The sequence below is a fragment of the Brevundimonas sp. genome, assembly GCF_030656255.1.
Taxonomy (GTDB): Bacteria; Pseudomonadota; Alphaproteobacteria; order Caulobacterales; family Caulobacteraceae; genus Brevundimonas.
The window spans coordinates 13,354-36,924 of record NZ_JAUSOE010000077.1; the positions used below are offsets into that span (position 1 = coordinate 13,354).

Here is a 23,571-nt window from a genome sequence, read left to right on the forward strand (position 1 = left end):
GGCCTTGATCGGCCGCAACGATCAGGCTCTTGGTGCGCCGCGTAACAAGGGATGGTTTCATGACGCGTTCGACGATCGATCTCTGGCTGCGGGCGATGAACCCGTTCGTCCTGCCGCGCGGCATGGCCGAGGCCCAGCGGTCCGCGCGGGTCATGGTCGTCGGCCTGGCCATCGCCCTGGTCGTGGGTCTGGTCCCGACTTGGTGGATGCTCAACTCGGGCTGGTTCGCCACCGCGATGAACGAAGAATACAGCCGCATGAACCTGACGGCGGCTCAGCTCGCCACCCAGCGCGCGGTGATGGAGGCCATGTGGCCCTATATGATCGGCTTCGGCGCGATCTTTTCCGTCGTCCTGTACGGGGTGCTGGCCGCCGTGCAGTGGCGGATGATGACGCGGGTCATCCCCCTGATCATGCTGGCCATGATCGCCTACAGTCTGGTCGCCAATATCGGGATGCGTCTGCTGGAAAGCTTCCGCGGGCCTGAACTGCCGCTGTGGATCCTGCTTGTGGTCTGGCCGGCGTCTCTCGTCTCGGCCGTCATCTATGTCGCGTCGCTTCAGGGGGCGATGCTGTTGCACCGTCTCCGACGCGAGCCCTGATGTCGCTGTCCTTCTAATTCCGGTTCGGGCGGCGGTCGGTGCGTTGGCCGGGTTCGCGGCTTTCGCGGCGCCAGCGGATCGACAGGCTGGTGTCGCCCTGGCCGCCGAACTGCGAGCTGATGGCCAGGTTGCGGCGCGGCTGCCACTCGACCTTGACCGCCGCCCCGCCTTCGCCCCCGCCGATGACCTCCAGATAGACGTCGTCGGTGATGTAACGGCCGCCGGCGACCGTCACGGCCGAGGCCTCGCCGCCGAAGGACAGCCGGTCCAGACCCGCCAGCTCGCGCAGATTGCCGATCACGTCGAAGCCGCCGCCGCCGGCCAGGGCCGCGACCCCGGCCGCCAGTTGCGCCGCCTCGAACGGCGACAGCTGCGAGGCTGAACGGCCGAACAGCACCTGCGACAGGATCTCGTCCTGGGGCAGGGCAGGGGTGGACGTCAGGGCGATCTTCGGCTGGTCGGCCGTGCCGGTCACGTCGATGGAGGCGGTCAGGGCCGTATCCTCGCGCGTCGCCGACAGATTCAGGCGGATCTGTTTTGGATCGGTCGACAGGGTCACGCGGCCGGTGTCGTCGAAGATGAACCGCTTGCCCGCGAACTCATAATCGCCGCGCACCACATTGGCCGTGCCGGTCAGTTGCGGCTGGGCGATGGTGCCGCGCACCCGGGCGTTGACGTCCAGCACGACGTTCAGGCCCCGGCCGCTGACCCGCACCTTGCCGCCGGTCGAGCGCAGGGCGATGTCCATACCGATCTGCGGGCCGCGCTGACGGGCCTCGGTCTCGACCGGATCGCCGCCGGGACGATTGATCTCGACCACGTCCATCGAGACGATGCCGGTGGCGCCGGGCACTTCCGGCTCGATCCGGGCCTCGTCAATGGTCATCTGGCCCGACAGCTGGACGTTGCCGTCCTGGCCGCGAACAATGGTGATCGGGCCTGAGGCGCGGGCCTCGCCGATGTCATTGTCGATGACCCGGAACCGCGTGAGGTCCAGACGCGCCGTCGATCCCGAACCCTCGCGCAGCCCAATCCGGCCCTGGCCGGCCACTGTTCCGCCGGCGTTGTCATTAGCCGTAAAGGTCTCGATCAGGGCGGTGGTGTCGTCGAAGCTCGTCCTCAGGGTCAGGCCGCCCAGGACCAAGCCTATCGAATTCTCGCGATAGGAGCCCTGGGTCAGGTCGAACCGGCCGTTCAGGCGCGGCGCAGCGAGCGTGCCGCCCAAGGTCGCTTGACCCGCCACCTGGCCCGCCAGGCTGCGGTCGCCGCCCAGGAACAGGTCCCAGATCGGCTGGATCTGGCCGTTGATCGACACATTGCCCGACATCGGCCGTTGGCGGGCGATGGCCAGACGCAGAGGCGCGGCTGAGGCCTCGACCGGCAGGACGACATCGGCCGAGGCCTGAACCGCGCCCTCGTCGGACGCTGTCGCCTTGATCGTCAGGCTGTTGTTGACCAGGGTCGCGTCCAGGCGGCCGTCGACCGAAAGTCCGCTTGGGGCGTCGATGCTGCGGACATCCGCCAGGGTGACATTGGCGGACCCGGACAGGTCGTCGCCTGCCCCGCGCAGGGCGACCCGACCGGTGGCGCGGCCGCGCAGGTTCGGGGAAAGGGTCTGCAGGTCCACGCTGGTCAGATCGGCCTGGATAACGGCCGTGCGCGCATCTTGGCGCAGATCCGCAAGCAGCACGCCGCTGCCGACGCCCAGGTCCAGGTGGGCCGACCGGTTCTCGCCGTCCAGGGTGATCGTGGCCGCGCTGCGGGTGGTGAAGGCCACCTCGCGCACTCGGCCGCCGCCACGCAGGGCGAGGTTGTGGGCAGCCCCGCGCCTTGAATAGACGCCCGTGCCGTTGAACTGGGCCGGGGTTCCACCCCCGACATCCAGAGCCAGAGTGAAAGGCAGGTTGTCCAAGGTGCCGCGTCCGTCCAGGTCGACGGTGCGGATCACCCAACTCTGGCCGGCCAGGCGGACGTTGCGTCCGCTGACGTCCAGGATGGCGCTTTCCGATCCGCCGCCCTCGGTCAGGCGGATGCGACCGTTGGCTTCGCCGGAGGCCAGGAAGGCTCCGGTGCGCGCTGTAAAGGTCAGGTCGGCGCTGGAGGGGATGTTGTCCGACAGGGCGACCGCGCCCTGGGCCGTGACGCCGCCGGCGTTGACGTCGAGATCGGTCAATCGGATCTGCTGTCCGCCCAGGAAGAAGTTCCCCGACGCGCGGGCCGGGCCGTAGTTTGAGCCGCTGGTCACGGTGATCCGGCCGTCCGACGCATCCGCGCCCTTGCGGAAGCTCAGGATCAGGTCGGCCTGGGTCAGGGTCAGGGCGCCGGCCGTGACCGAGTCAAATCCGGCCGTCAGGTCGACGCGCGGTTGGGACAAGGTGCCGGTCAGGGCGCCGCGCCCGTTCATGTCGCCGCCGATCTCGACCGGTCCGACGGCGAACGGGCCGCGCGCGTTCCAGTCCAGCGCCAGCCGCAACCGGCCGTCAGTCTCGATCAGACCCTTGGCCCCCGCGCGACCGGCCGCCCCGGTCAGTTCGCCGCGATCCACCTCGATCCGGTCGCCGTTCAGCTTGCCGGTCAGTTGCAGCCGCGGCGTGCGGCCCAGCAGCCGGTTCAGCTCGTCCATCCCGACCGTCAGATTACGGCCCCGGCCGTCGAAGTTCAGCACCCAGGGCGCGCCGGTCTTGGCCGACGAGGCGCGGACCGGACCGCCGAAGGCGCCCTTGGCGTCGGCCAGGACGCGCGAGGCGTCGGTCAGTTGCGCGTCGCCGCGGAAGCCCATGCCGCCCAGTAGATTGCGCGAGCCCGAGCCTGTCAGCGTCAGTCCCTGGCCCTGAAGATCCAGTTTTTCCAGCAACAGGGCGCCGTCCTTCATCCGCGCGGCCTGCATCTGCACGCGCGGCGTCGCGCCCAGCAGGCCGCCGATCAGCCCCTCGCTCGAGCCGCCCACGGCGCGGATGTCGCCGTCCAGATCGATCCGGCCGTCCTTGACCTGAACGTTCAGCGGCCCGGCGATGCGGGTGGCGCGATAGCTGGCCAGATTGGCGTTCAGCAGACTGGCTTGGCCCTCCAGGGTCCAGGTTTCGGCGTCGCCCTTGAACAGACCCGAATAGGCGGCCGGCCCGGCCACGTCGGACCCGACCAGACGGCTCAGCGACACGGTCTGGAGGTCCAGCTGGATTCCGTCGGGCGAACTGCGGTCCGACATGCGGATCAGGCCCTTCGCCTCGGACGAGACATTGTCCGACATCAGCTTCCAGCCCACGCCCTGGAACGCCTTGTCCTTGGCCGGCACCATGGCGAAGCCGAACCGGGCGGTGCGGCCCACCCGCTGAACAAAGGGTTCGAACAGGTCCGATCCGCTGAAGTCGAAGAAGCCCGAGACGCGCGAGCCGTTTTCACCGAACCGGCCGTCGACGGTCAGGGGCGTGAACTGGCCGGTCTGGACCTTGGCGTGGACCATGTCGGCGTTCACCACGGCCACGGCCGAGAAGGGCAGGTCGGGCGAATAGCCCAGGGATCCGGCCAACGGCCCGCCTTGGGCCTCGTTGGCGCGCAGATTGACGCGGGTGTCCTCCAGCTTGCCGCCGAAGGTCGCCGCCAGCCGCAGATAGTCGCCGGGCCGGTTCAGGCTGTCTGCGTTGACGGTCGCGCTCTTGGCGCCCCGGCGCGGCAGGGCGATGTCGCCCGCCAGGTTCCAGCGGCCATATTCCTTGGAGAAGCCTTCCAACAGTTCGACCCTGGCGGAGAAGCGGTCGATATCGACGTCGATGGGCTGAGGCCCGCCGGGTTCGCCGCTGGGGGCGTCCAGCACCGGCCGGCGGATCAGCTGGATCACCTCGGCGCTGATGTCGGTGGCGTGGAACCGGCGGGTGATCAGCGGCCAGTAGGACCAGTCGACCCTGACGTTGCGGGCGTCCAGCCAGACGCCGTCGCGGTCCGTCACCGTAACCCGGTCCAGGGTGAAGTCGTCGAACAGGTCGCCCTTCAGGCCATAGACGTTGATCCGGCCATACCGGCTGATCTTCTGGCCCTGGACGAAGCCGGTGACCAGGTCGCGCCCGCCGTCCGAGACGATGTACATCCGCCCGCCGATCAGGGCGATGACCAGCAGCACCAGAAGGCCGCCGACCACGCCGCCGACGATCAGGGCCAGCAGCTGCAGCAGGCTGCGCTTTTTGCGGACCTCGGCGGCGGTTTCTTCCGGCGGGGCGTCTGGCGTGTTTTCGGGCGGGGCTTCGGTCAAAACGCCTGACCTATGCTGATGTAGATCTGGAAGGCGGAATCGCCCTCGCGCTTGTCCAGCGGCACGGCGATGTCGGCGCGGATCGGGCCGAACGGCAGCTTGTAGCGGACGCCCAGGCCGGCGCCGTAACGCATATTGGTCAGGTTGGGCGTCTCCTGGAAGCCGACGGCGCCCGCATCGACGAAGGCCACGGCCTGGAAGCTCTGGCCGATGTCACGGCGTACCTCCAGCGAGGTCTCGAACAGCGACAGGCCGCCGCGCGGGGTCTGATCCGGCAGTTCGGGATTGACGCCCTGATAGGAATAGCCGCGCACCGATCCGCCGCCGCCCGAATAGAACAGACGGTCCGACGGCACGCTCAGCTCGTCGCCGCCGATGATCGAGCCGATGCGGATGCGGCCGGCCAGAACCGTGCGCGCCCCGTCCTGAAGCGGCAGATAGGCGGTGGCCTGGGTTTCGCTGCGCAGGAACAGGATCGTGTCCTCGCCGGTCACGGCGGTCGGCTGGACCGAGGCGGTCACGCGCCAGCCCTGAGTCGGATTCAGCGGGTCGTTGGAGTTGTCGATATAGGCGCTGGTTCGTCCGGTCACGATGGCCAGATCGCGGTCGAAGCTGACGGCGCGGGGCGGGACGGAGGTGAAGTCGTACCGGTTCTCGTTATACCGGCCGGCGTCCAGCCCGACGCCGTAGTTGAAGTAGGAGGTCTTGCCGATCCGCTGCTGCAGTTCGGCGGCCAGCACCAGGGCGGTACGGTCGTAGGCGTCGGTGTCTTCCTTGACCACGCCGGCGCTCAGCTTCAGCGTCCGACCCGGCTTGCGCCAGTGGGGCAGGGACAGGTCGGCGCCGATCCGGCTGTCGATATCGGCCAGCCGCGTTTCCAGCCTCAGGGTGTCGGCGCGTCCGAAACGGTTGTAGCGGGTCCAGATCAGATCGACGCCGGCCCCCTCGGCCGTTGACCAGGTGGCGCCGGCCTCCAGCACGCGGCGCGGCCGGTCCTGCAGATTGACGATGATGGGGCGATGGCCCTCGGCCGTGGTCTGGTCGATCGGCGCCAGGGCCACGCCGACCCCGTCATAGACCCCGGTGTCGAGCAGCCGGCGCTCCAGTTCGGCCACCTGGTCGGGATCGTAGCGATCGCCCTCGGTCCAGGGGGCCAGGCCGGTGACCCAGGCCGGGTTGGTGCGACCGGCCCGGGGTATGATGACGCCGTCCAGCAGAACCAGTCGGCCGGAGTTGATGCGGTATTCGGGCGCGACCGTGAAGGCGGCGTGATCGACCACGACGCGGCGCGGATCGGCCTTGGCGTCGGCGTAGCCGTCCCGGACCAGGGTGGCGACGGCCCGGCCTTCGCCGGAGATGACATCCACCGCCCGACCGGGATCTCCCGCCTTCAGACCAATGGCCTTCAGCGACTCGGCGGCGCTCTCGGCGTCGGGCGCCGGATCCGTCCAGGTGATCGTGGGTTGGGTCAGCAGGAACCGGCGGCCAGGCTGGACGTCCACGATGGCGGACGGCCTATCCTCGCCCTCGACCACGTCTTCCAGGACGGGCTGGTAATAGGCTTCCGAACGCAGCAGGGCCTCGGCCGCCGACAAAGCGCCCTGGGCGCGGCGGCGGGCTTCGAAACGGCTTTCCGGGGCGCCGTCCACCTCGCCGACCGCCCGTTCCAGCATACGGCGCAGTTCGGCGTCCATGTCGCCCCGGATCTGGGCGCGAGGATCGGCTGCGGCGGCCTGGGCGACAAGGCTGCAGGTCGCCATGGCGGCAAGAAACAGGGTGGGCCGGAACGTCAAACTCTAGCTTTCGTCAAGGGCGCGGACTCCAAGTCGGCGTCTCGGTACGCCCTTGCATCCTGATGTGGCGGCGAAGCGGCGCGCCTCAGTAGAACAGGGTTTCGCTTTCGGGCTGAACCGACTGTTCGGACGTCCGCTCTTCCGGCGGAAGGGGGGTGGGCGCCGGGGTCGGGGCCGGATCGGTCACTTCAGGCGCGACCACCGGCTCGGCCGAATCCTCGGCGGCGACAGCCTGTTCCTCGACCGGCGGGGCATCGGCATAATCATCTTGCGACCTCGACTGGTAGTCATCGCAGCCCGCAAGCACCAGCGCGCCCAGCGCCGTCGCGGTCAGAACGAAGATCGAGCGTCTCATCAGAAATAGTTCCCCGGATATCGTCCGTTGCAACGCCCTCGGCGCCGCCTCGTTCCATAGCGCCGAAAACTTCAGGGGTCATCCCGCCTCTTGCTCCAGACCGCTTCGTTCAGAGCCAGCAGAGGCCTCACGGTCGGCGATGGGAGTTCGGCGCCGTCGAAGCGGGGCGCGGGGGCGGGCAGGCCGTTCTGGAAGCTGCCTCGGTCGCGATTGTGCGGGTGATCCGGCGCCTCCGCCAGGCTCAGGACCGGGGTGACGCAGGCCTCGGTTCCAGCGAAATGCGCCATCCAGTCGTCCCGGTCCCGCGCCGCGAACAGGGCGGCGAACCGGTCGTGCAAGGCGGGCCAGCCGGCCCTGTCATGCTGAGGCGCTTCGGACGGATCGATCTGCAGACCCGCCAGCAGGGCGGCGTAGAAGCGCGGCTCCAGCGCCGCCACCGCGACGAAGCCGCCGTCCCGACAGGCGTAGCAGCGATAGAAGGGTGCGCCCCCGTCCAGCAGATTGGCCCCGCGCCGCTCGCTCCAGAGACCCTGGCCGCGCAGGGCCTGGAACAGGCCGCCCAGCAGGGCCGTCCCGTCGGTCATGGCGGCGTCCACGATCCGGCCCCGCCCGGTGGTCCTGGCCTCCAGCAGGGCCGCCAGCACCCCGGTCGTCAGCATCATCGCCCCGCCGCCATAGTCGCCGACCAGGTTCAGCGGCGGGGGCGGCGGCCGATCCGCCTCGCCCATGGCGTGCAGCACCCCCGACAGGCCGATATAGTTCAGGTCGTGCCCCACGGCGTCGGCCAGCGGACCGGTCTGGCCCCAGCCCGTCACCCGACCGAAGACCAGGGCCGGGTTGCGGGCGTGCAGAACCGCGGGGCCATAGCCCAGCCGTTCCATGACGCCGGGCCGAAATCCCTCGATCACCGCGTCCGCGCCGTCGACCAGGCGCAGAATTCGGTTGCGGTCGTTCTCGGACTTCAGATCCACCGGCACGGCGGTCCGTCCCCGATGCAGCAAGGTCCCGCCGACCTCGGCGAAAACGGGAGCGCCCGCCGAGGCCGCGCGGGTCAGACGCAGGACCTCGGCCCCCATGTCGGCCAGCATCAGGCCGGCGAACGTCACCGGCCCCAGGCCGTCGAATTCGAGGATGCGCAGTCCGTTGAGCGGTTTCATTCGCATTGAGTAGCAGACCCGGTCTTGACCGGAAGGGCGGATTGCAACAGAAGGCGCCCTTCGACGGTTCGGGCTCGCCCCGGACGTCGCGCGGTGCGTCCTTAGCTCAGTTGGTTAGAGCATCTGACTTTTAATCAGAGGGTCCTCGGTTCGAGCCCGAGAGGACGTACCATTTTCTCCTGATCCGGAGCCCCCATGCCCCAGCCTCTCTTCTTCGCGGTCGAGACGGGCGGGACCAAGATCGTGTGGCGCATCGCCGACGCGGCGGGCGTCGTGCTGGACGAAGGCCGGTTCGCCACGGGGCGGCCTGAGGCGGCGGTCGAGGCCCTGGTCGCTGCGGCGGCCGAAAGGCCGGTCGCCGGTCTGGGCGTCGCCAGTTTCGGGCCTCTGGTGGTCGATCCGGCCTCGCCCCAGCGCGGGCTGATGCTGGCCACGCCCAAGCCGGGTTGGACCGGGTTCAATCTGTCCAGGACCCTGGCCGACCGTCTGGGCGCCCCTTTCGCTGTGGATACCGACGTCAACGCCGCCGCTGTTGCCGAGGCCCGACTGGGCGCGGGCCGGGGGGCGCGAGCCGTGGCCTATGTCACTGTGGGGACCGGAATCGGCGGTGGCCTGTGTGTGGACGGCCAGACGCTGAAGGGGGCGCTGCATCCGGAGATCGGTCATCTGTTCGTGCGCCGGGCCGAGGGCGACGCCCAGGCCAGCGCCTGCCCCTTCCATGCCGATTGCGTCGAGGGGCTGACGGCCGGGCCGGCGGTGCAGGCGCGGCTGGCGGGGCGACGCCTGGAAGACGCGGATGCGGTGCGGGCGGTGGTCGCCGACTATCTGGGGCAGTTGGTCGCCGGCCTGGTGTTCGCCTGGTCGCCGGATCGGATCGTGTTCGGCGGCGGCGTCATGTCCACGCGGGGCCTGATCGCCGAGGTCGAGGCGGCGGCGCGACGCCGGGTCAACGGCTATGGATCGGCGGTGGTGATGGGCGAGGGCGACTATCTGGTGGCGGCCGAGCGTGAGCACGCCGGGCTGGATGGGGCGATGCTGATGGCGCGGGATCTGGCCGCCTGATCGCGGATAAACGCCGCCGAAGGGCGAGGGGGTTTTGATCGCGACGGCTGTGCATGGTCTAAGGGCCGAATGAAGCCGATCCTCCCTCTCGTTCTCGCGGCCGTCCTGCTCGCCGGCTGCAACGCCGGCCGTTCGGCCATGAGTGGCGCTGAACAGGTCGGGGAGGGGCTGGGCGACGCCGTCACCGCCCCGCTGGACGATTTCAACCTGCGGCGTCAGCTGATTCCGACGGTTCTGCTGCAGGCCGAGGCCAATCCCTATGACCTGCGCAATCTGAACCAGTGCACCACCATCGGCGCCGAGGTGGCGCGGCTGGACGAGGCCCTGGGGCCGGATACGGACGAGCCGCGGCGCCAGGACGGCTCGTATCGCAGCGAACAGGCGGCCGATGCGGCGGCCAGGGCGGCCCTGGACGCCATTCGCGGGACGACGACCGATTTCATCCCCGGACGAAGCTGGATCCGTCGGCTCAGCGGCGCCGATCAGCACAGCCGCCATGTCCAGTCGGCCATCCAGTCGGGGCGGATGCGTCGCGCCTTCCTGAAGGGGATCGGCATGCAGCGGAACTGCGCCCCGCCGGCGGCGCCGAGTTGGTTCCGGCCGACGGGACGGTTGCAGCGTTAGCCAGCGTCGATGCTGCGCTAATCCTTCCATTCACTCTTGCGCCCAGGCGGTCTCGTTTCGGCAGTGCGGCGGACTTTATCGCCGCGATCGCCTCTAATCTGGACGGTGCCGTCTTTGGCGAAGGCTTCGAAAGACGGCTTAACGATATTTCTAAACTCGCCAGTTTTGTCCCAGTCCCAGTCAAAGGATATCAACTCGCCTTTGTAAGCAAACTTGCCTGCCCAAGGTGCGAAGAAGGAATACTTGTCGCCACCGATGATGATGACGTGACGATGAAGCGCTTTCGTATTTCCGCCTCTGCTGGGCGGCCGTGAAGGCTCTGCCAAATAGGTATTGTAGGCGTGGAACCCTGATTTCTCGATTCTCATGGAGAGCGCTCCTGATTGATCGGTCTTTGAGATGGTCAGTTCGACACATGCCGCGCGTGGAAGTCGCGGCGGAACTGTTCGAACCGGCCTTCTGAGATCGCGGCGCGCATGGTGGCGGTCAGGGCCTGGTAGAAGGCGATATTGTGCCAGCTGAGCAGGACCTTGCCGAGGATTTCGTCGGCGCGGATCAGGTGGTGCAGATAGGCCTTCGAATACTGCGACGACGGCCCGTCGATGGCGGGATCAAGCGGATCCTGGTCCTCGGCGAAGCGGGCGTTTTTCAGGTTCAGAGGGCCGTCCCAGGTCCAGGCCTGGCCGTGGCGGCCCGCGCGGGTGGGCAGGACGCAGTCGAACATGTCGACGCCGCGATAGACGGCCTCGACCAGGTCGATCGGCTTGCCCACCCCCATCAGATAGCGCGGCCGGTCGGCGGGCAGCATTTCGGGCGCATAGTCCAGCACCGCGCACATGGCCTGGTGGCCTTCGCCCACGGCGAGGCCGCCGATGGCGTAGCCGTCGAAGCCGATCTCCTGAAGCTGATCCGACGACTGGCGGCGGAGGTCTTCGTAGGTCGAGCCCTGCTGGATGCCGAACAGGGCCTGGTTTTCGCGCTCGCCGAAGCGGGCCTTGGAGCGGGCGCCCCAGCGGATCGACAGTTCCATGGCCTTCTGGGCCGCGTCCCGCTCGGCCGGCCAGGAGACGCATTGGTCCAGTTGCATCGAGATGTCGGCGCCGATCCGGTCAGCCTGGATCTCGATCGAGCGTTCGGGCGTCAGGACGTGTTTGGAGCCGTCGATGTGGGAGGAGAAGGTCACTGCCTCTTCCTTCACCTTCGAAATCCCGGCCAGGGACATGACCTGGAAACCGCCGCTGTCGGTCAGGATCGGCTTGTCCCAGCCCATGAATTTGTGCAGCCCGCCCAGACGCTCCATCCGCTCGGGGCCGGGGCGCAGCATCAGGTGATAGGTGTTGCCCAGGATGATGTCGGCGCCGGTCGCCTTGACCTGATCCACCGTCATCGCCTTGACCGTGGCCGCCGTGCCCACGGGCATGAAGGCGGGGGTGCGGATGTCGCCGCGCGCGGTCTTCAGCACGCCGGTGCGGGCGCGGCCTTCTTTGGCGGAAATCTCGAAGGGGAAGGGCATCAGGCGATCAGTCGTTCAAGCCGTTCGATCCGCGCCAGATCCTTGGGGCGGCCGAACAGGCGGTAAAGGGCGATATGGTCCCGGATGTCGGGCACGAACAGCGGCACGTCGTCGATGAAGACCGGACGGCGCGACGTAAAGGCGACCGGCCGCCATTCGGCGCCGTCGCGGGTCTCCAGATCGGCCATGACCTCGACAAGGATCGGCTGGTCCGGCGCGCGACCGAAGACGGCGGAGCGGAACAGGCCCTCGCCCGGATCGGCCACGACCTGGCCGTCCAGGGCCGCCAGCAGGGCGCGGGCGTCGCGCGGGGCGCACAGGACGTCGATGTCGGGCACATGCAGGTCGGTCAGACCGTACAGGGCCATGGCCGCCCCGCCGAAGATCCACCAGGGCTGATCCAGGTCGCGCGCGGCCTCGCCGACGGCGATCAGGCCGTCCTGGAGATCCTGCGGGAGGTCGAGTTCGAAATCGTCGAAGGACAAAATAGGCTCGTTTTCGTCAGCAGGCGGCATTTAAGGGGTTGGGCGGCGGAAGGCTACAGACATGCGGCGTCATCCTCGCGCTTTCGCTGCTAAGTTTTGAAGCCCCTTTGGAAGCGGAGGGCTGGGCGGGGTGACACTTCCCTCTCCGAGGCTGGTCCGCTGCGCGGATGCCGGCCCACCTCTGCCGCAAGCGGGAGAGGGTCTGGGGTTAGCCCCGGAACAGCAACGACCCGTCGCCGTAGGAGTAGAAGCGGTAGCCGTCGGCGATGGCGTGGGCGTAGGCGGTCTTCATCGCATCGCGGCCGGCGAAGGCGCTGACCAGCATGAAGAGAGTGGATTTGGGCAGGTGGAAATTGGTCATCAGCACGTCGACGGCGCGGAAGCGGTAGCCGGGGGTGATGAAGATGGCGGTGTCGCCGTGGAAGGGGCGGATCTCGCCGGCCTCGGTCGTGGCGGACTCCAGCAGGCGCAGCGAGGTGGTGCCGACGCAGACGATGCGGCCGCCGGCGGCGTGGACGGCGTTCAGGGCGGCGGCGGTGTCCGGCGAGACCTCGCCCCATTCGCTGTGCATCTTGTGGTCCGCCAGGTCGTCGGCCTTGATCGGCAGGAAGGTGCCGGCGCCGACGTGCAGGGTGACGGCGTGGGTCGAGACGCCCCTGGCCCGGATGGCGTCCAGCAGGGCGGGGGTGAAGTGCAGGCCCGCCGTGGGGGCGGCGACCGAGCCGTCGTGTTCGGCGAAGACGGTCTGATAGTCCGAGCGGTCGCGGTCGTCCTCGGGCCGTTTGGCGGCGATATAGGGGGGCAGGGGCATGACCCCGACGGCGCGGATGGCGTCGTCCAGGGCCGGGCCGGACAGGTCGAACTTCAGGGTGATCAGGCCGTCGTCGCCCTTCGCTGTGACGGTGGCGTCGAGACGGCCCAGATCGCAGGCGGCGTCGGCTTCCTGTCCGAAGCGGATTCTATCGCCCGGCTTGATGCGTTTGCCGGGCTTCATGAAGGCGGACCAGACGTCGGGGGCGTCGCGGTGGTGCAGGGTGGCCTCGACCGCGACCGTCAGGGGCTCTCCTTCGAGCCCTGTATCGGGGTTGGGGCGGGTGCGGACGCCCGACAGGCGGGCGGGGATGACGCGGGTGTCGTTGAAGACCAGGGCGTCGCCGGGGTGCAGGAATTCGGGCAGGTCGCGGATGACGCGGTCGTCCAGCGCGCCGTCCTTCACCACCAGCAGCCGGGCGGAATCGCGCGGATCGGCGGGACGCAGGGCGATGCGGTCCTCGGGCAGGTCGAAGTCGAAATCGGCGGTCTTCATCAGGCGGGGCAAAGGCCACGCGCCTGGAAGTCGGTCAAGCCCGATTGGTCGGGTTCAGGCGCATGTCCGTTTCGGTTTTGCCCGTCTTGTCGATCTGGAACAGCCTTCGTCCGGACTCTGTCAGCATCCATCGATAGCTCGTGGGATTAAACACAGGTGCGACCCAGGTTGAACTATGGGGCGCGCGGGCGAAGATGCTCGCCATCGCCTCGTAGATCGGCGCACGGTGGTCGTGGCGGATCACGCCTGCTTCTCCGCGACCACGCAGCAAATGGTCGACGACGATCTGGCGATGCGCCTCTCCGCCCAACTCCCAAAGCGCCAGCACGATCTCTATCAACACAGGGTCTGTCGCACGGAGGCGCTTGAGGCCAGCGCTGAAACGTTGTGCCTTGAAATTGACCAACTCCGCCACGTTTTCCTCCGAAACAAGCGGATTTGGAATGACGCGGTTTTTTCTTCGAAGGCCAGAAGGCTGTTTCTCAAAATGAGATGACTAAACATCGTCCGTGAAGCACCATGTCCGCATGTTGTCGAAGGGTGCATGGGAAAGGCTGCAACTGGCGGCCGGTGTGGACTATGTCCTCAGATTCATGCGTCTATACGCGGATGTCGCGGGCGGCGACCCGGTAACGGCTCTGGTCTTTGTTTCGGCGGCCCAGGCTTGCGCCCAGCATGTGCGAAACATGCATCGCCACACGGCTCTGATAGGATCAGAGTTTCTGCCCGACGATCTTCGACGTCCCGTAAGCCTCTCGGCGCTGGCGCGGTCATTGAACATGTCGGTCGAGACCACGCGTCGCCATGTCAGCAAATTATGCGCGCTCGGCTTGGCCAGTCGGACGGAGGACGGCGGCGTCATGGTCGATACGCGCCATCTCAATCGTCCCGAAGTCAGGGATGCGGTCTCGGCGAACACCCAGAATCTGGAGGTGTTCGTCAACCAATTGGCGCGGCTGCCGGCGTCGCGGATCGTCCGTTAGCCGTTTTGCTGAACTTCGGCGGAGGCTGGGTGTTGAAGGCGGATGAAAACCCTCGCACTCCTCCCGTCCGTCCTCATCGGCGCCGTCGCCAGCGCCCGCTCCATGACGCCCATGGCCGCCATAGCCGGGGCCCGGCTGGCGCACCGGGACACGCCGGGGCGGCTGGTGCTGCTGGATCATCCGCTGTTCAAGTTCGGCGGCCTGGCCATGGGGGTCGGCGAACTGTTCGGCGACAAGATGAAGTCGGCGCCGGACAGGACGGTCTTCCTGGGCCTGCTGGCGCGGGTGATGAGCGCGGGGATCGCGGGCTCGGCCCTGGCGCCGCGCGGGCGTGAGAATCTGGGCGCGGCCCTGGCGATCGGGACGGCCGTGCCCCTGGCCTATCTGGGGCTGGCGGGACGCAAGACCGCGATGAAGCGGATCGGGCAGACGAAGAGCGGCCTGATCGAGGATGCGATCATCGTGGCGGCCGGGGCGGCGGTGGTGAGTTGGGCGGTCGGAGCGTTCGACCGACCGCGCTAACGGGGTATGATAGGGGGACGAAATAATCAGGAGCCCTCCCCATGATCACCCGCATCCAGCCCGGCGCCCGTATGAGCGAAGCCGTGGTTCACGGCGACACCGTCTATCTGGCCGGTCAGGTCGGAGAGCCCGGCGACGATGTGATCGCCCAGACGAAGACGGCGCTGGCCGAGGTCGACGCCCTGCTGGCCCAGGCGGGCAGCGACAAGTCGAAGATTCTGATGGCCCAGATCTGGCTGGCCGACATCGCCGATTTCGACGCGATGAACAGCGTCTGGGACGCCTGGGTCGATACGGCCAATCCGCCGGCCCGCGCCACGGGGGAGAGCCGGCTGGCCTCGCCGGACTATAAGGTCGAGGTGATCGTCATCGCCGCCAGGGGCTGACGGGGGATAAGGCGGTTGACCGGGCGGTTTGCAGACTGCAAACCGCCGCCATGCTTCAGAACCTCGAAATCCTCGCCCGTGAGGCCAAGTCCTGGCCGTTCGAACAAGCCCGCAATCTGCTGGCCCATGTTCTGAAAAAGCGGCTGGGCGAGAGCGAGCGGGCCGAGGCGCGGGCGCTGATCGATGCGGGCAAGACCGACGAGGCCCTGGCCAAGTTCGAGGCTCTGCGCCGACCGGTGGTGCTGGAGACCGGATACGGGCCGTCGGGCCTGCCGCACATGGGCACCTTCGGCGAGGTGGCGCGGACCACCATGGTGAGGAACGCCTTCCGGGCGCTGACGGGCGACCACTGGCGCACGCGACTGATCGCCTTCAGCGACGACATGGACGGGCTGAGGAAGGTGCCGGAAGGCGTGCCGAACCCGGAGATGCTGCGCGAGGATCTGCACCTGTCGCTGACCCGGGTGCGGGATCCGTTCGGGACGCACGACAGTTTCGGGGCGCACAATAATGCGCGGTTGCGGGCGTTTCTGGACGGGTTCGGCTTTGACTATGAGTTCATGAGCTCGACCCAGACCTACAAGTCCGGCGCATTCGACGCGACGCTTCTGACGCTGCTTGAGCGGTTCGACGCGGTCATGGCCATCATGCTGCCGACCCTGGGCGAAGAGCGGCGGGCGACCTATTCGCCCTTCCTGCCGGTCAGCCCGATCACGGGCCATGTGCTGCAGGTGCCGACTCTGGAGCGGAACGTCGAGAAGGGGACGATTACCTTCGACGACCCGGCCGGCGGACGCACCGAGCTGCCGGTCACGGGCGGTCATGTGAAGCTGCAATGGAAGCCGGACTGGGCCATGCGCTGGGTCGCGCTGGACGTCGATTACGAGATGTCGGGCAAGGACCTGATCGAGAGCGTGCGCGAGAGCGGCAAGATCTGTCGCGCCCTGGGCGGCACGCCGCCGGAAGGGTTCAACTATGAACTGTTCCTGGATATCGAAGGCAAGAAGATCTCCAAGTCCAAGGGCAACGGCCTGACGATGGACGAATGGCTGCGCTACGGCACGCCGGAGAGCCTGAGCTGGTACATGTTCCAGTCGCCGAAGTCGGCCAAGAGCCTGCACTTCAACGTCATTCCGCGCGCCATCGACGACTATCTGGCCTTCATCGAAAGCTACAAGACCCAGGAGCCGGCCAAGCGGATCGATAATGCGGTCTGGTCGATCCATGCGGGGAACCCGCCGACCCATACCTCGCCGGTGTCGTTCGCCCTGCTGCTGAACCTGGTGGGGGTGGCCAACGCCTCGACCAAGGACCAGCTGTGGGCCTATTTCGCCAAATATCTGCCCGAGGCGACGCCGCAGAACGAGCCGCTGCTGGACCAGCTGATGGACCGGGCGCTGAACTATTACGAGGACTTCGTGAAGCCCTCGAAGGCGTATCGCCTGCCGGACGATAAGGAGAAGGCGGCGCTGCTGGATTTGGCGGAACGGCTGAAGGCCTTGCCGGCGGACACCACGGACGGCGAACTGATTCAGAACGAGGTCTATGCGGTGGGCAAGGCGCACGAGTTCGAGCCGCTGCGGGCCTGGTTCGGGGCGCTGTATGAGGTGCTGCTGGGCGCGTCTCAGGGGCCGCGCTTCGGCTCGTTCGCGGCCATCTATGGCCTGCCGCAGACGATCAAACTGATCGAGGCTGGCGCGAACGGGGACCTGGTCCGCTAAGCTTGACCATTGATGTATCTATCAAAACTGAAAGATTAGCGTTGTTTGTGGCCATGCTGACGCCTTGTCGGCGGGCGACCAGAGGTTATTCCAGTCCGGCGCCCCTATCGACGGGGCGACGGACTGGCCTTTGACTTTATGCCGATCGGCAAGAAGGAACGACACCATGTCCAACAAGATTTTTCGTAACGGGCTGACCGCAGCCGCCGCGTTCACCCTGGTTCTGGCCGCCCCGCTCGCGGCGGCCGCCCAGCAGCAGAACAACCAGCCGCAGCGCGGCCAGTCGGAGTCGCAGCAACAATCGCGCGGCCAGTCTCAGTCGCAGAGTCACAACGGCGGCCAATCCCAGTCGCAACGCAGCCAAAATCAGAACAGCGGTCAATCGCAGTCCGGCCGCTATCGGATCACCTCGACCGTGAACGTCCGCAGCGGCGCCGGAACCAATACCCGTCGTGTCGGTCAACTGCGGGCCGGCCAGGTCGTCAGCGTCGATCAGGTTCGCAACGGTTGGCTGCACGTGCAGGGCCAGGGCTGGATCAGCGCCTCGTTCGCTCGCCGCGCCTGATCGCTGGATAAAGCCTAGCTGAAGAGAGGCCGCGACCGACACCGGACGCGGCCTCTTTTACGTCTGAAGGGCGGGCGTGAAGATGAACCGAAAATAACGGTGAAGCTCTGGGAGCCTTCAGGTTGGCTCAGGCATTCTTCCTGTCATCGGCGAGCCCGATGACAGGAGATAGAGTTATGAGCAAGTTTCTGAAGACCGGTCTGGCCACGGCTGCGGCGCTGGCCGCCCTGGTGACCGCCGCCCCGATGGCCGCCCAGGCCCAGGCCAATGGCGTGACCAACTGCGACGCCCCCGGCGGTCGCCAGACCGCAGGCGCCCTGATCGGCGCGGTGGTCGGCGGCGTGGTCGGGTCCAACCTGGCGCGCAACGAGCGCACGGCCGGGACCGTTGTCGGCGCCGGCGCCGGCGCGGCGGCCGGTTCCTATATCGGCTGCAACCAGCAACGCACCCGCGCGGCGGCCCAGGCCAACGCCAACACCTATCGCGCCGGTTCGAACCTGCGCATCCGCAGCGGCCCCGGCACCGGCTATCGCCAGGCGGGCAGTCTGTCGGCCGGCCAACAGTTCACAGCCGTCGCCTCGCAAGGCGACTGGATCCAGATCGCCGGCGGCGGTTGGGTCAACGCCAACTATGTGACCCGCTAAGGGTCGCTTTCGGAAAGACTGTCTTGGGCGGCGGGCTGTTCACGCCCCGTCCGGTTCCGCCGCCGGGACAGTCGAAGGCTCACGGTTCGCCGTTTGAGCCGAGCCCCGTCCGGTTCGCCGGGCGGGGCTTTCTATTGGCTGACCCACAGGATGCGAGCCATCCATTCGATATCGCGCCGCGCCACCACGCGGGGCGGATAGTCCGGATTGATCGAGGACAGGGTGGCCGTGCGGGCGTTCAGCCCGGTCAACTCCTTGGCCACCACCTCGCCCGAGGTCAGGCGGGCCACGATCCGGTCGCCGCGCCGCACGGCGGGGTCGCCGCGATCCACGATCACCCGGTCGCCCTCGCGGTACAGGGGCGACATGGAATCACCGCTGATCCGCAGGCTGAAGGTGGTGGCGTTGACCTGGGGCAGTTCAGTCTGGTCCCAGCCGTCGCCGACCGGCAGGCCTGCATCGTCGAAGAAACCGTCCAGGCCGGCGCGGGCCAGGCCCAGAATCGGCACCGTCGTGGGCGTTGACGGCGCGTCCTCGGCCAGGGCGGCGAACTCGGCCAGGGAGACCCCGGTCGCCTGAAGGATCAGGGTCATGCTCTCGGTCGAGGGCCAACGCGGACGCGGCGGATCGCCGGCGCCGAACCGTTTGGACGGATTGAAGCTGGTCGCATCCAGCCCGGCCCGCCGCGCCAGTCCCGACGGCGACAACCCCTCGCGCCGCGCCAGGGCGTCCACGGCCTTCCAAAGCTTTGCGTGTGACAGGGGCATGGGCTTCCCGCGACTGAGTCGGGGAAGTTTAGGGGATGAGGTTAGGAATTTCTACCTAGGCGCATACTCGGCTGCAGCCTTGCGCTCCTGCCAGGCCCAGAAGGTGCCGACGCCGATGCAGATGATGATGAGATAGCCGATCAAGTTCATCACTGTGTAGAGCGACGCTATGGGGATCGTCTTCGTCGTCAGGATCATGATGTGAGCCATCACGGTAATAAGCTGTAGGCCGGCCACCCATACGGGCCAGGATTGAGGCGCCCGCCAGGCTAAAGCGGCGAAGACCACGAGGGACATCGCATCAATGAGAAACATCCCGATCGGCAATCCGCGAAAGCCGTTGTTTTCCTGAACGAGCAATGATGCGAACCAAGCGGCAAGAAGATAGCCGGCGCCGACTCGTTCTCGTGGTCCGCCTTTGATGAAGGCGAAAAGAACCATGCCGACCATGAAGATCGCGCCGACGACCGCATAACCCATGTTCACCATGCAAATCGCCCCCGCACTGAGTGCACGGGGGCGATAATGAACCATTGCTGGTTAAACGATAATGTCAGTCGGCTAAGCTTACCAAGAATTCACCCAACCGAGCGCAGGTGGCCGGTCTGCTTGACTGGCTTGGGATCAAGCCAGTCGTCGGGCTTGCCGACCGGACCGATGGCGTAGGCGCCATAACCCAGGCGACGGTGATCTTTCTGGAGCTCCGCGTGGCAGGCGACGATGGACTCGCGAGCGGCGGCGAGGGCGGCGATGGTTTCCATGGCCTTGGCTTGCGACGCCGTGGCGGCGACGGGCGAAAGGGACAGGGCGGCGCGGGCGCCGATGAAGGATTGAACCAGCGTCGTCGCCTGGGTGATGGCGGCGTCAATCGCGTGTTCGGTCGCGTGGAGATCGCCGGCGACGCTGGCGATGACTTCGGTCCGTTCCATAGAAAGCCCCTAAAACAAGGTTTACAAGAGATGTAAGCTTAACATGGATTAACCTTGCTTGGTAGAGTCTTGTTAACCGTGATGGTCGTGCGCGTCTTCAGCGCCGATTGTTCGACGAACGGGATGTCGTTTCTGTTTTTGCCTGCTAGAAGCCGCTGAAAGGCCTAGGGATTGTCCAGCAGGAAATGGGCGGTCAGGGAGGCGATCGGCTGGTTGCGCGCCTCCTGCCAGGCTTCGGCCTGGACGTGGGCGACGCGGCGGCCGGCGCGGCTGATGCTGGCGCGGGCGAAGACATCGACGGGACGGCCGGTGCGCAGATAGGCGACCGTGACATTGATCGGACGCGGCAGGCGCGGGCTGGGGAAGGCCAGCGCCACCTGGGCCATGGCCGTCATTTCCAGCAGGGCCGCCGTCGAACCGCCGTGGAGGGCCGGCAGCATCGGGTTGCCGATCAACCGGTCGGCGAAGGGCAGGATGACAGTGATCTCGTCGCCGCTGACCAGGGTCTGAAGGTTCAGGAAGCGGGCGTAGGGGATGCGTTCGAGAAGGTCGCTCATGCGTTGACCTCCCGGCTGGGATGGGCGCGGTTCAGCACATAGGCGGACTGGGCGGCGGCGACCGGGTCGGACGGGTCTTCCTCAAAGGCCCAGGCCCGGACGAAGGCGATGGTCGGCGTCAGCCGGAAGCATTTCGCCTGGGCCAGCAGGTCCACACGGGGGTGGGCGGCGCGCATATAATCCACCCGCAGGTCCAGGGTGGCGATGGGCTGAAACTCGGCCATGGCCGTCCAGACCGCCAGGCCGCCGATATGGTCCAGCAGGGTGGTGACGAGGCCGCCGGCCAGGACGCCCGTGTCGGGATCTCCGACCAGATCAGACCGCCAGGGCACGCGGATGCGCGGATCGCCGTCATGCAGGCCGTCGAAGACGAAGCCCAGCGCCCCGGTGTGGGCGGACCCGGCCGCCAGCTGGGGCAGGATGGTGTCGACGAAACTGTCGTGCATGCGAACGGACGCCCGTGAAGCCGATGATCCTCTCCTGTATGGAGCGGAGCCCCGACGGCGTCGAGAGCGTTACGATGGCCATGATCCGCCCCGAAGACCTGCTGCACCCCACGCCCGCCGGCTTGTATTGCCCGCCCGGCGACTTCTATGTCGATCCGGTGCGGCCGGTGGATCGGGCGGTGATCACCCACGGCCATTCCGACCACGCGCGGGCCGGGCATGGGGTCGTCCTGGCCACGCGCCAGACCCTGGCCATCATGGCCGAACGCTACGGCGCCGATTTCGCGAGGCGCGAACAGGCGGTCGAATACGGCGAGGCCGCCGCGATCAACGGCGTGGACCTGCGGCTGGTCCCCGCCGGTCATGTGCTGGGCTCGGCCCAGGTCGAGGCGAAGTGGAAGGGCCTGACCATGGTGGTGTCGGGCGACTACAAGCGCCGGCGCGATCCGACCTGCCCGGCCTTCGAGCCTTTGCCCTGTCACGTCTTCATCTCGGAGGCGACCTTCGGCCTGCCGGTGTTTCGCCATCCGCCGGCCGAGGAGGAGATCGGGCGGCTGGTCCGATCGCTGGGTCAGTTTCCGGAACGGGCCCATCTGGTCGGGGCCTATGCTCTGGGCAAGGCGCAGCGGATCATCATGAGCCTGCGCGAAGCGGGGTGGGAGAGGCCGATCTATGTGCACGGGGCGATGGAGCGGCTGAACGCCCTGTACGAACGCGAGGGGGTCGAACTGGGGCCGATCCTGCCGGCGCGGGGCCTGCCCAAGGGGGCGCTGGGCGGCGAGGTGGTGATCGCCCCGCCGTCGGCGATTCAGGATCGCTGGGCCCGCAGTTTCGCCGATCCGGTGACGGCCTTCGCCTCGGGCTGGATGGGGGTGCGGGCGCGGGCGCGCCAACGCGGCGTGGAGCTGCCGCTTGTGGTGTCGGACCACGCCGACTGGGGCGAACTGGTCGCCACCTTCGAAGAACTGAAGCCCGAAGAGGTCTGGATCACCCACGGCCGCGAGGAGGGTCTGCTGCGATGGGCCGAGCTGAACGGCCAGAAGGCGCGGGCGCTGCGCCTCGTCGGTTACGACGAGGAGGATGAAGAGGCGCTGGAGGTCCGGCCCGACTGAAACCGGGCCTGAAACCCGTCAGGCGCGACGGGCGGCGCGGCGCTTCGGAGCGCGGGTGTCGGCGCCGTCGCCATCATCATCGGCGGCGGCGGCGGCCTGCACCGTCGACAGGGCGGCGTTCATGGCCATGCGCAAGCGTTCGGGCTTGATCGGCTTCTCGACCACGGCGGCCATGCCGATGGACAGATAGTGTTTGGCGTCTTCCGGATCGGCGTTGGCGGTCAGGGCGACGATGGGAATGCGGCTGACGGGGCCGTTCAGGGCGCGAATGGCCTGGGTGGCCTGGACGCCGTCCATGCGCGGCATCTTGATGTCCATCAGGATCAGGTCGTAGCGGTTCTCCTGCACGGCCTGAACCGCCTCAAGCCCATCCTCGGCCAGTTCGGAGCTGCAGCCGAACATCTCGCACAGGGCCTGGGCCACGACCCGGTTGGTGGCGTTGTCGTCGACGATAAGGATGTGCGGGGCGGACTGGAGGTTCAGCTCCGAAAGGTCCGACACGTTCGAGGCGGCCTCGACCTCGACCACGGCCCGGCGCGCGGTCATGTCAAAGGCGAAGGTGGCGCCGCGCCCCTGGTTGTTTTCGGCCCAGATGCGGCCGCCCATGCGGTCGACCACCTGACGGCAGATCGACAGGCCCAGACCGGCGCCGTCAGGACCCGAGCCGTGAACGAAGGGCTCGAAGATGGAATCGACGCGGTCTGCGTCCACGCCGGGGCCGTCGTCGCGGACGCGAGCCTGCATGCGGATCTGATCGCCGTCGACCCAGGCCTTGAGCCTGGCCTCGACCATGCCGTTGCGCGCGAATTTCAGGGCGTTGCCGATCAGGTTGTTGAACACCTGTTTCAACCGCACGCCGTCGATGACGGCCGCCAGTTCGGTGTCGCCTTCATAGCCGACCATCAGGGTCACGCCGTCCTGGGACGCGCGCGGCTCCCACAGGGACTGGACGTCGTCCATCACGGCGCGAAGGGGGGTGGGGACGGGGTTCAGCTCAAGCTCGCCCGCCTCGGCCTTGGACAGATCGACCGCGTCCTGAAGGATTCGCAGCAGGCTTTCGGAGGAATCGACGATGGTCTGGACGTGGGCCTGGGCCGCTTCGTTCAGGGGTTGGCGGCGCAGCAGTTCGGCCACGGCCAGCACGCCGTTCATCGGGGTGCGCAGCTCATGGCTCATGATGGCCAGGAACTGGCTCTTGGCGCGGGCGGAGGCGATGGCCTGGGCGCGGGTGTCGTTGAGGATGGCGGCCTGATCGGCCATCTTGGCGTCGTATTCGCGCTGGCGGTCGGTGGCCGCCTTGAGCAGGGTCGCCGCTGTGCCCACCCCGTGATAGCGGCCGTTCTTGGTGACGATGAAGCCGCGCAGCAGGGCGGCGGGACCGCCCCGCGACATGATGTCGGAGAAGGCGTCGATCCGGGTGTCGCCTTCGACGACCGCAGGTTCGGCGTCCATGGCGAAACTGATGGGGCGGGTGTCGTAAAGGGCGTGGCCGAAGCGGCCGGCGATTTTCTGAAGGAAGGCGGTGCGTTCGACCAGACCCACGGGACGGTCATTTTCGACAACCGGGATGACCAGAGTGTCAGGCTCGCGCTCGAAACGCGCAAGCACCTCGCAGCCGAGCGTCGACGGGGCGATGGGCTCGGGCCGTTCTGAAAGGGTCTCAATGGTCGGCATACTGCCTGGAACTCCTTACTCGGTGATACTCTGGACCGGTAGCGCTTGCGGATTAGTTAAGCTGGATCAAAAAGTTTCGCGGATGACATGCGGTGTCATCTTCGGACCGGCGAACCGGATTTTGC

Annotated in this window: 25 protein-coding genes and 1 tRNA gene; 11 read left to right on the forward strand and 15 right to left on the reverse strand. The window is 67.4% G+C overall.

Translation table 11 applies throughout. The features are described from left to right. The first annotated feature begins 59 nt into the window (after positions 1-59). A complete protein-coding gene (locus Q7J26_RS08060) occupies positions 60-602 on the forward strand; it encodes a hypothetical protein (protein WP_304935951.1) in 543 nt (180 codons plus the stop codon). Positions 603-615: 13 nt separating this feature from the next. Here Q7J26_RS08060 and Q7J26_RS08065 read toward each other — a convergent pair whose 3' ends face one another. From Q7J26_RS08065 to Q7J26_RS08080, 4 genes are all read right to left on the reverse strand, one after another. Continuing rightward, the gene (locus Q7J26_RS08065) at positions 616-4,845 is read right to left on the reverse strand and encodes a translocation/assembly module TamB domain-containing protein (RefSeq protein ID WP_304935952.1); all 4,230 of its coding nucleotides are present in this window, start codon (positions 4,843-4,845) and stop codon (positions 616-618) included. Next, positions 4,842-6,638 carry an autotransporter assembly complex family protein gene (locus Q7J26_RS08070; RefSeq protein WP_304935953.1) on the reverse strand — a complete coding sequence of 599 codons (1,797 nt, stop codon included), beginning with the start codon at positions 6,636-6,638 and terminating at the stop codon, positions 4,842-4,844. The genes Q7J26_RS08065 and Q7J26_RS08070 overlap by 4 nt, the downstream gene beginning before the upstream one ends. A gap of 85 nt (positions 6,639-6,723) precedes the next feature. Next, positions 6,724-6,993 carry a hypothetical protein gene (locus tag Q7J26_RS08075; RefSeq protein ID WP_304935954.1) on the reverse strand — a complete coding sequence of 90 codons (270 nt, stop codon included), beginning with the start codon at positions 6,991-6,993 and terminating at the stop codon, positions 6,724-6,726. A gap of 71 nt (positions 6,994-7,064) precedes the next feature. Next, positions 7,065-8,150, reverse strand: a complete 1,086-nt coding sequence (locus tag Q7J26_RS08080; protein ID WP_304935955.1) for a CaiB/BaiF CoA-transferase family protein — start codon at positions 8,148-8,150, stop codon at positions 7,065-7,067. A gap of 95 nt (positions 8,151-8,245) precedes the next feature. Between Q7J26_RS08080 and Q7J26_RS08085 the strand changes: the two genes are divergently transcribed. From Q7J26_RS08085 to Q7J26_RS08095, 3 genes are all read left to right on the forward strand, one after another. Further along, positions 8,246-8,322: transfer RNA gene (locus Q7J26_RS08085), tRNA-Lys, on the forward strand. Between the two features lie 23 nt (positions 8,323-8,345). Further along, complete coding sequence (locus Q7J26_RS08090) at positions 8,346-9,212, forward strand: ROK family protein (RefSeq protein ID WP_304935956.1); 867 nt, start codon at positions 8,346-8,348, stop codon at positions 9,210-9,212. Positions 9,213-9,281: 69 nt separating this feature from the next. Beyond that, positions 9,282-9,836 (forward strand): hypothetical protein, encoded by a 555-nt coding sequence (locus Q7J26_RS08095; protein WP_304935957.1) that lies wholly within the window; start codon positions 9,282-9,284, stop codon positions 9,834-9,836. 17 nt (positions 9,837-9,853) lie between these two features. Here Q7J26_RS08095 and Q7J26_RS08100 read toward each other — a convergent pair whose 3' ends face one another. From Q7J26_RS08100 to Q7J26_RS08120, 5 genes are all read right to left on the reverse strand, one after another. Continuing rightward, on the reverse strand, positions 9,854-10,204 hold the full coding sequence (locus Q7J26_RS08100; protein ID WP_304935958.1) for a hypothetical protein: 351 nt from the start codon (positions 10,202-10,204) through the stop codon (positions 9,854-9,856). A gap of 35 nt (positions 10,205-10,239) precedes the next feature. Beyond that, positions 10,240-11,352, reverse strand: a complete 1,113-nt coding sequence (tgt, locus tag Q7J26_RS08105; protein WP_304935987.1) for a tRNA guanosine(34) transglycosylase Tgt — start codon at positions 11,350-11,352, stop codon at positions 10,240-10,242. Continuing rightward, entirely contained in the window at positions 11,349-11,834 is a 486-nt protein-coding gene (locus Q7J26_RS08110; RefSeq protein ID WP_304935959.1) for a hypothetical protein, read from the reverse strand. Before Q7J26_RS08110 ends, tgt begins: the two co-directional genes overlap by 4 nt. 208 nt (positions 11,835-12,042) lie before the next feature. Further along, entirely contained in the window at positions 12,043-13,140 is a 1,098-nt protein-coding gene (queA, locus tag Q7J26_RS08115) for a tRNA preQ1(34) S-adenosylmethionine ribosyltransferase-isomerase QueA (RefSeq protein WP_304935960.1), read from the reverse strand. A gap of 34 nt (positions 13,141-13,174) precedes the next feature. Then, complete coding sequence (locus tag Q7J26_RS08120) at positions 13,175-13,555, reverse strand: hypothetical protein (RefSeq protein WP_304935961.1); 381 nt, start codon at positions 13,553-13,555, stop codon at positions 13,175-13,177. A 94-nt stretch (positions 13,556-13,649) separates the two neighbouring features. Between Q7J26_RS08120 and Q7J26_RS08125 the strand changes: the two genes are divergently transcribed. The 6 genes from Q7J26_RS08125 (at position 13,650) to Q7J26_RS08150 (ending at position 17,961) form a co-directional block, all read left to right on the forward strand. Beyond that, on the forward strand, positions 13,650-14,123 hold the full coding sequence (locus tag Q7J26_RS08125) for a hypothetical protein (RefSeq protein WP_304935962.1): 474 nt from the start codon (positions 13,650-13,652) through the stop codon (positions 14,121-14,123). Positions 14,124-14,165: 42 nt separating this feature from the next. Beyond that, the gene (locus tag Q7J26_RS08130; protein ID WP_304935963.1) at positions 14,166-14,645 is read left to right on the forward strand and encodes a hypothetical protein; all 480 of its coding nucleotides are present in this window, start codon (positions 14,166-14,168) and stop codon (positions 14,643-14,645) included. Positions 14,646-14,686: 41 nt separating this feature from the next. Continuing rightward, entirely contained in the window at positions 14,687-15,031 is a 345-nt protein-coding gene (locus Q7J26_RS08135; RefSeq protein WP_267514057.1) for a RidA family protein, read from the forward strand. A gap of 50 nt (positions 15,032-15,081) precedes the next feature. Next, positions 15,082-16,752: a lysine--tRNA ligase gene (locus Q7J26_RS08140; RefSeq protein ID WP_304935964.1), complete on the forward strand. Its 1,671-nt coding sequence runs from the start codon at positions 15,082-15,084 to the stop codon at positions 16,750-16,752. Between the two features lie 166 nt (positions 16,753-16,918). Next, positions 16,919-17,317 carry an SH3 domain-containing protein gene (locus Q7J26_RS08145; protein ID WP_304935965.1) on the forward strand — a complete coding sequence of 133 codons (399 nt, stop codon included), beginning with the start codon at positions 16,919-16,921 and terminating at the stop codon, positions 17,315-17,317. Between the two features lie 176 nt (positions 17,318-17,493). Next, on the forward strand, positions 17,494-17,961 hold the full coding sequence (locus Q7J26_RS08150; RefSeq protein WP_304935966.1) for an SH3 domain-containing protein: 468 nt from the start codon (positions 17,494-17,496) through the stop codon (positions 17,959-17,961). A gap of 131 nt (positions 17,962-18,092) precedes the next feature. On the opposite strand, the gene Q7J26_RS08155 is transcribed toward Q7J26_RS08150, so the two are convergent. The 5 genes from Q7J26_RS08155 to Q7J26_RS08175 all read right to left on the reverse strand — a co-directional run bounded on the left by Q7J26_RS08155 (position 18,093) and on the right by Q7J26_RS08175 (position 20,660). After that, the gene (locus tag Q7J26_RS08155; protein WP_304935967.1) at positions 18,093-18,728 is read right to left on the reverse strand and encodes a helix-turn-helix transcriptional regulator; all 636 of its coding nucleotides are present in this window, start codon (positions 18,726-18,728) and stop codon (positions 18,093-18,095) included. A 51-nt stretch (positions 18,729-18,779) separates the two neighbouring features. Then, entirely contained in the window at positions 18,780-19,217 is a 438-nt protein-coding gene (locus tag Q7J26_RS08160; protein ID WP_304935968.1) for a hypothetical protein, read from the reverse strand. A gap of 89 nt (positions 19,218-19,306) precedes the next feature. Continuing rightward, complete coding sequence (locus Q7J26_RS08165; protein WP_304935969.1) at positions 19,307-19,657, reverse strand: hypothetical protein; 351 nt, start codon at positions 19,655-19,657, stop codon at positions 19,307-19,309. A gap of 164 nt (positions 19,658-19,821) precedes the next feature. Then, a complete protein-coding gene (locus Q7J26_RS08170; protein WP_183195870.1) occupies positions 19,822-20,214 on the reverse strand; it encodes a PaaI family thioesterase in 393 nt (130 codons plus the stop codon). Next, the gene (locus Q7J26_RS08175) at positions 20,211-20,660 is read right to left on the reverse strand and encodes a PaaI family thioesterase (protein WP_304935970.1); all 450 of its coding nucleotides are present in this window, start codon (positions 20,658-20,660) and stop codon (positions 20,211-20,213) included. Before Q7J26_RS08175 ends, Q7J26_RS08170 begins: the two co-directional genes overlap by 4 nt. Before the next feature lie 80 nt (positions 20,661-20,740). Between Q7J26_RS08175 and Q7J26_RS08180 the strand changes: the two genes are divergently transcribed. Further along, complete coding sequence (locus Q7J26_RS08180; protein ID WP_304935988.1) at positions 20,741-21,772, forward strand: ligase-associated DNA damage response exonuclease; 1,032 nt, start codon at positions 20,741-20,743, stop codon at positions 21,770-21,772. 18 nt (positions 21,773-21,790) lie between these two features. On the opposite strand, the gene Q7J26_RS08185 is transcribed toward Q7J26_RS08180, so the two are convergent. Then, the gene (locus Q7J26_RS08185; RefSeq protein WP_304935971.1) at positions 21,791-23,446 is read right to left on the reverse strand and encodes a response regulator; all 1,656 of its coding nucleotides are present in this window, start codon (positions 23,444-23,446) and stop codon (positions 21,791-21,793) included. Between the last annotated feature and the right edge of the window lie 125 nt (positions 23,447-23,571).

Excerpts from the sequence above, each read along its gene's own strand:
- Q7J26_RS08060 (WP_304935951.1), top strand. The coding sequence starts at position 60 with ATGACGCGTTCGACGATCGATCTCTGGCTGCGGGCGATGAACCCGTTC.
- Q7J26_RS08075 (WP_304935954.1), bottom strand. The coding sequence starts at position 6,993 with ATGAGACGCTCGATCTTCGTTCTGACCGCGACGGCGCTGGGCGCGCTG.
- Q7J26_RS08080 (WP_304935955.1), bottom strand. The coding sequence starts at position 8,150 with ATGAAACCGCTCAACGGACTGCGCATCCTCGAATTCGACGGCCTGGGG.
- Q7J26_RS08090 (WP_304935956.1), top strand. The coding sequence starts at position 8,346 with ATGCCCCAGCCTCTCTTCTTCGCGGTCGAGACGGGCGGGACCAAGATC.
- Q7J26_RS08095 (WP_304935957.1), top strand. The coding sequence starts at position 9,282 with ATGAAGCCGATCCTCCCTCTCGTTCTCGCGGCCGTCCTGCTCGCCGGC.
- Q7J26_RS08100 (WP_304935958.1), bottom strand. The coding sequence starts at position 10,204 with ATGAGAATCGAGAAATCAGGGTTCCACGCCTACAATACCTATTTGGCA.
- queA (WP_304935960.1), bottom strand. The coding sequence starts at position 13,140 with ATGAAGACCGCCGATTTCGACTTCGACCTGCCCGAGGACCGCATCGCC.
- Q7J26_RS08130 (WP_304935963.1), top strand. The coding sequence starts at position 14,166 with ATGAAAACCCTCGCACTCCTCCCGTCCGTCCTCATCGGCGCCGTCGCC.
- Q7J26_RS08135 (WP_267514057.1), top strand. The coding sequence starts at position 14,687 with ATGATCACCCGCATCCAGCCCGGCGCCCGTATGAGCGAAGCCGTGGTT.
- Q7J26_RS08140 (WP_304935964.1), top strand. The coding sequence starts at position 15,082 with ATGCTTCAGAACCTCGAAATCCTCGCCCGTGAGGCCAAGTCCTGGCCG.
- Q7J26_RS08145 (WP_304935965.1), top strand. The coding sequence starts at position 16,919 with ATGTCCAACAAGATTTTTCGTAACGGGCTGACCGCAGCCGCCGCGTTC.
- Q7J26_RS08150 (WP_304935966.1), top strand. The coding sequence starts at position 17,494 with ATGAGCAAGTTTCTGAAGACCGGTCTGGCCACGGCTGCGGCGCTGGCC.
- Q7J26_RS08155 (WP_304935967.1), bottom strand. The coding sequence starts at position 18,728 with ATGCCCCTGTCACACGCAAAGCTTTGGAAGGCCGTGGACGCCCTGGCG.
- Q7J26_RS08160 (WP_304935968.1), bottom strand. The coding sequence starts at position 19,217 with ATGGTGAACATGGGTTATGCGGTCGTCGGCGCGATCTTCATGGTCGGC.
- Q7J26_RS08165 (WP_304935969.1), bottom strand. The coding sequence starts at position 19,657 with ATGGAACGGACCGAAGTCATCGCCAGCGTCGCCGGCGATCTCCACGCG.
- Q7J26_RS08170 (WP_183195870.1), bottom strand. The coding sequence starts at position 20,214 with ATGAGCGACCTTCTCGAACGCATCCCCTACGCCCGCTTCCTGAACCTT.
- Q7J26_RS08175 (WP_304935970.1), bottom strand. The coding sequence starts at position 20,660 with ATGCACGACAGTTTCGTCGACACCATCCTGCCCCAGCTGGCGGCCGGG.
- Q7J26_RS08180 (WP_304935988.1), top strand. The coding sequence starts at position 20,741 with ATGATCCGCCCCGAAGACCTGCTGCACCCCACGCCCGCCGGCTTGTAT.
- Q7J26_RS08185 (WP_304935971.1), bottom strand. The coding sequence starts at position 23,446 with ATGCCGACCATTGAGACCCTTTCAGAACGGCCCGAGCCCATCGCCCCG.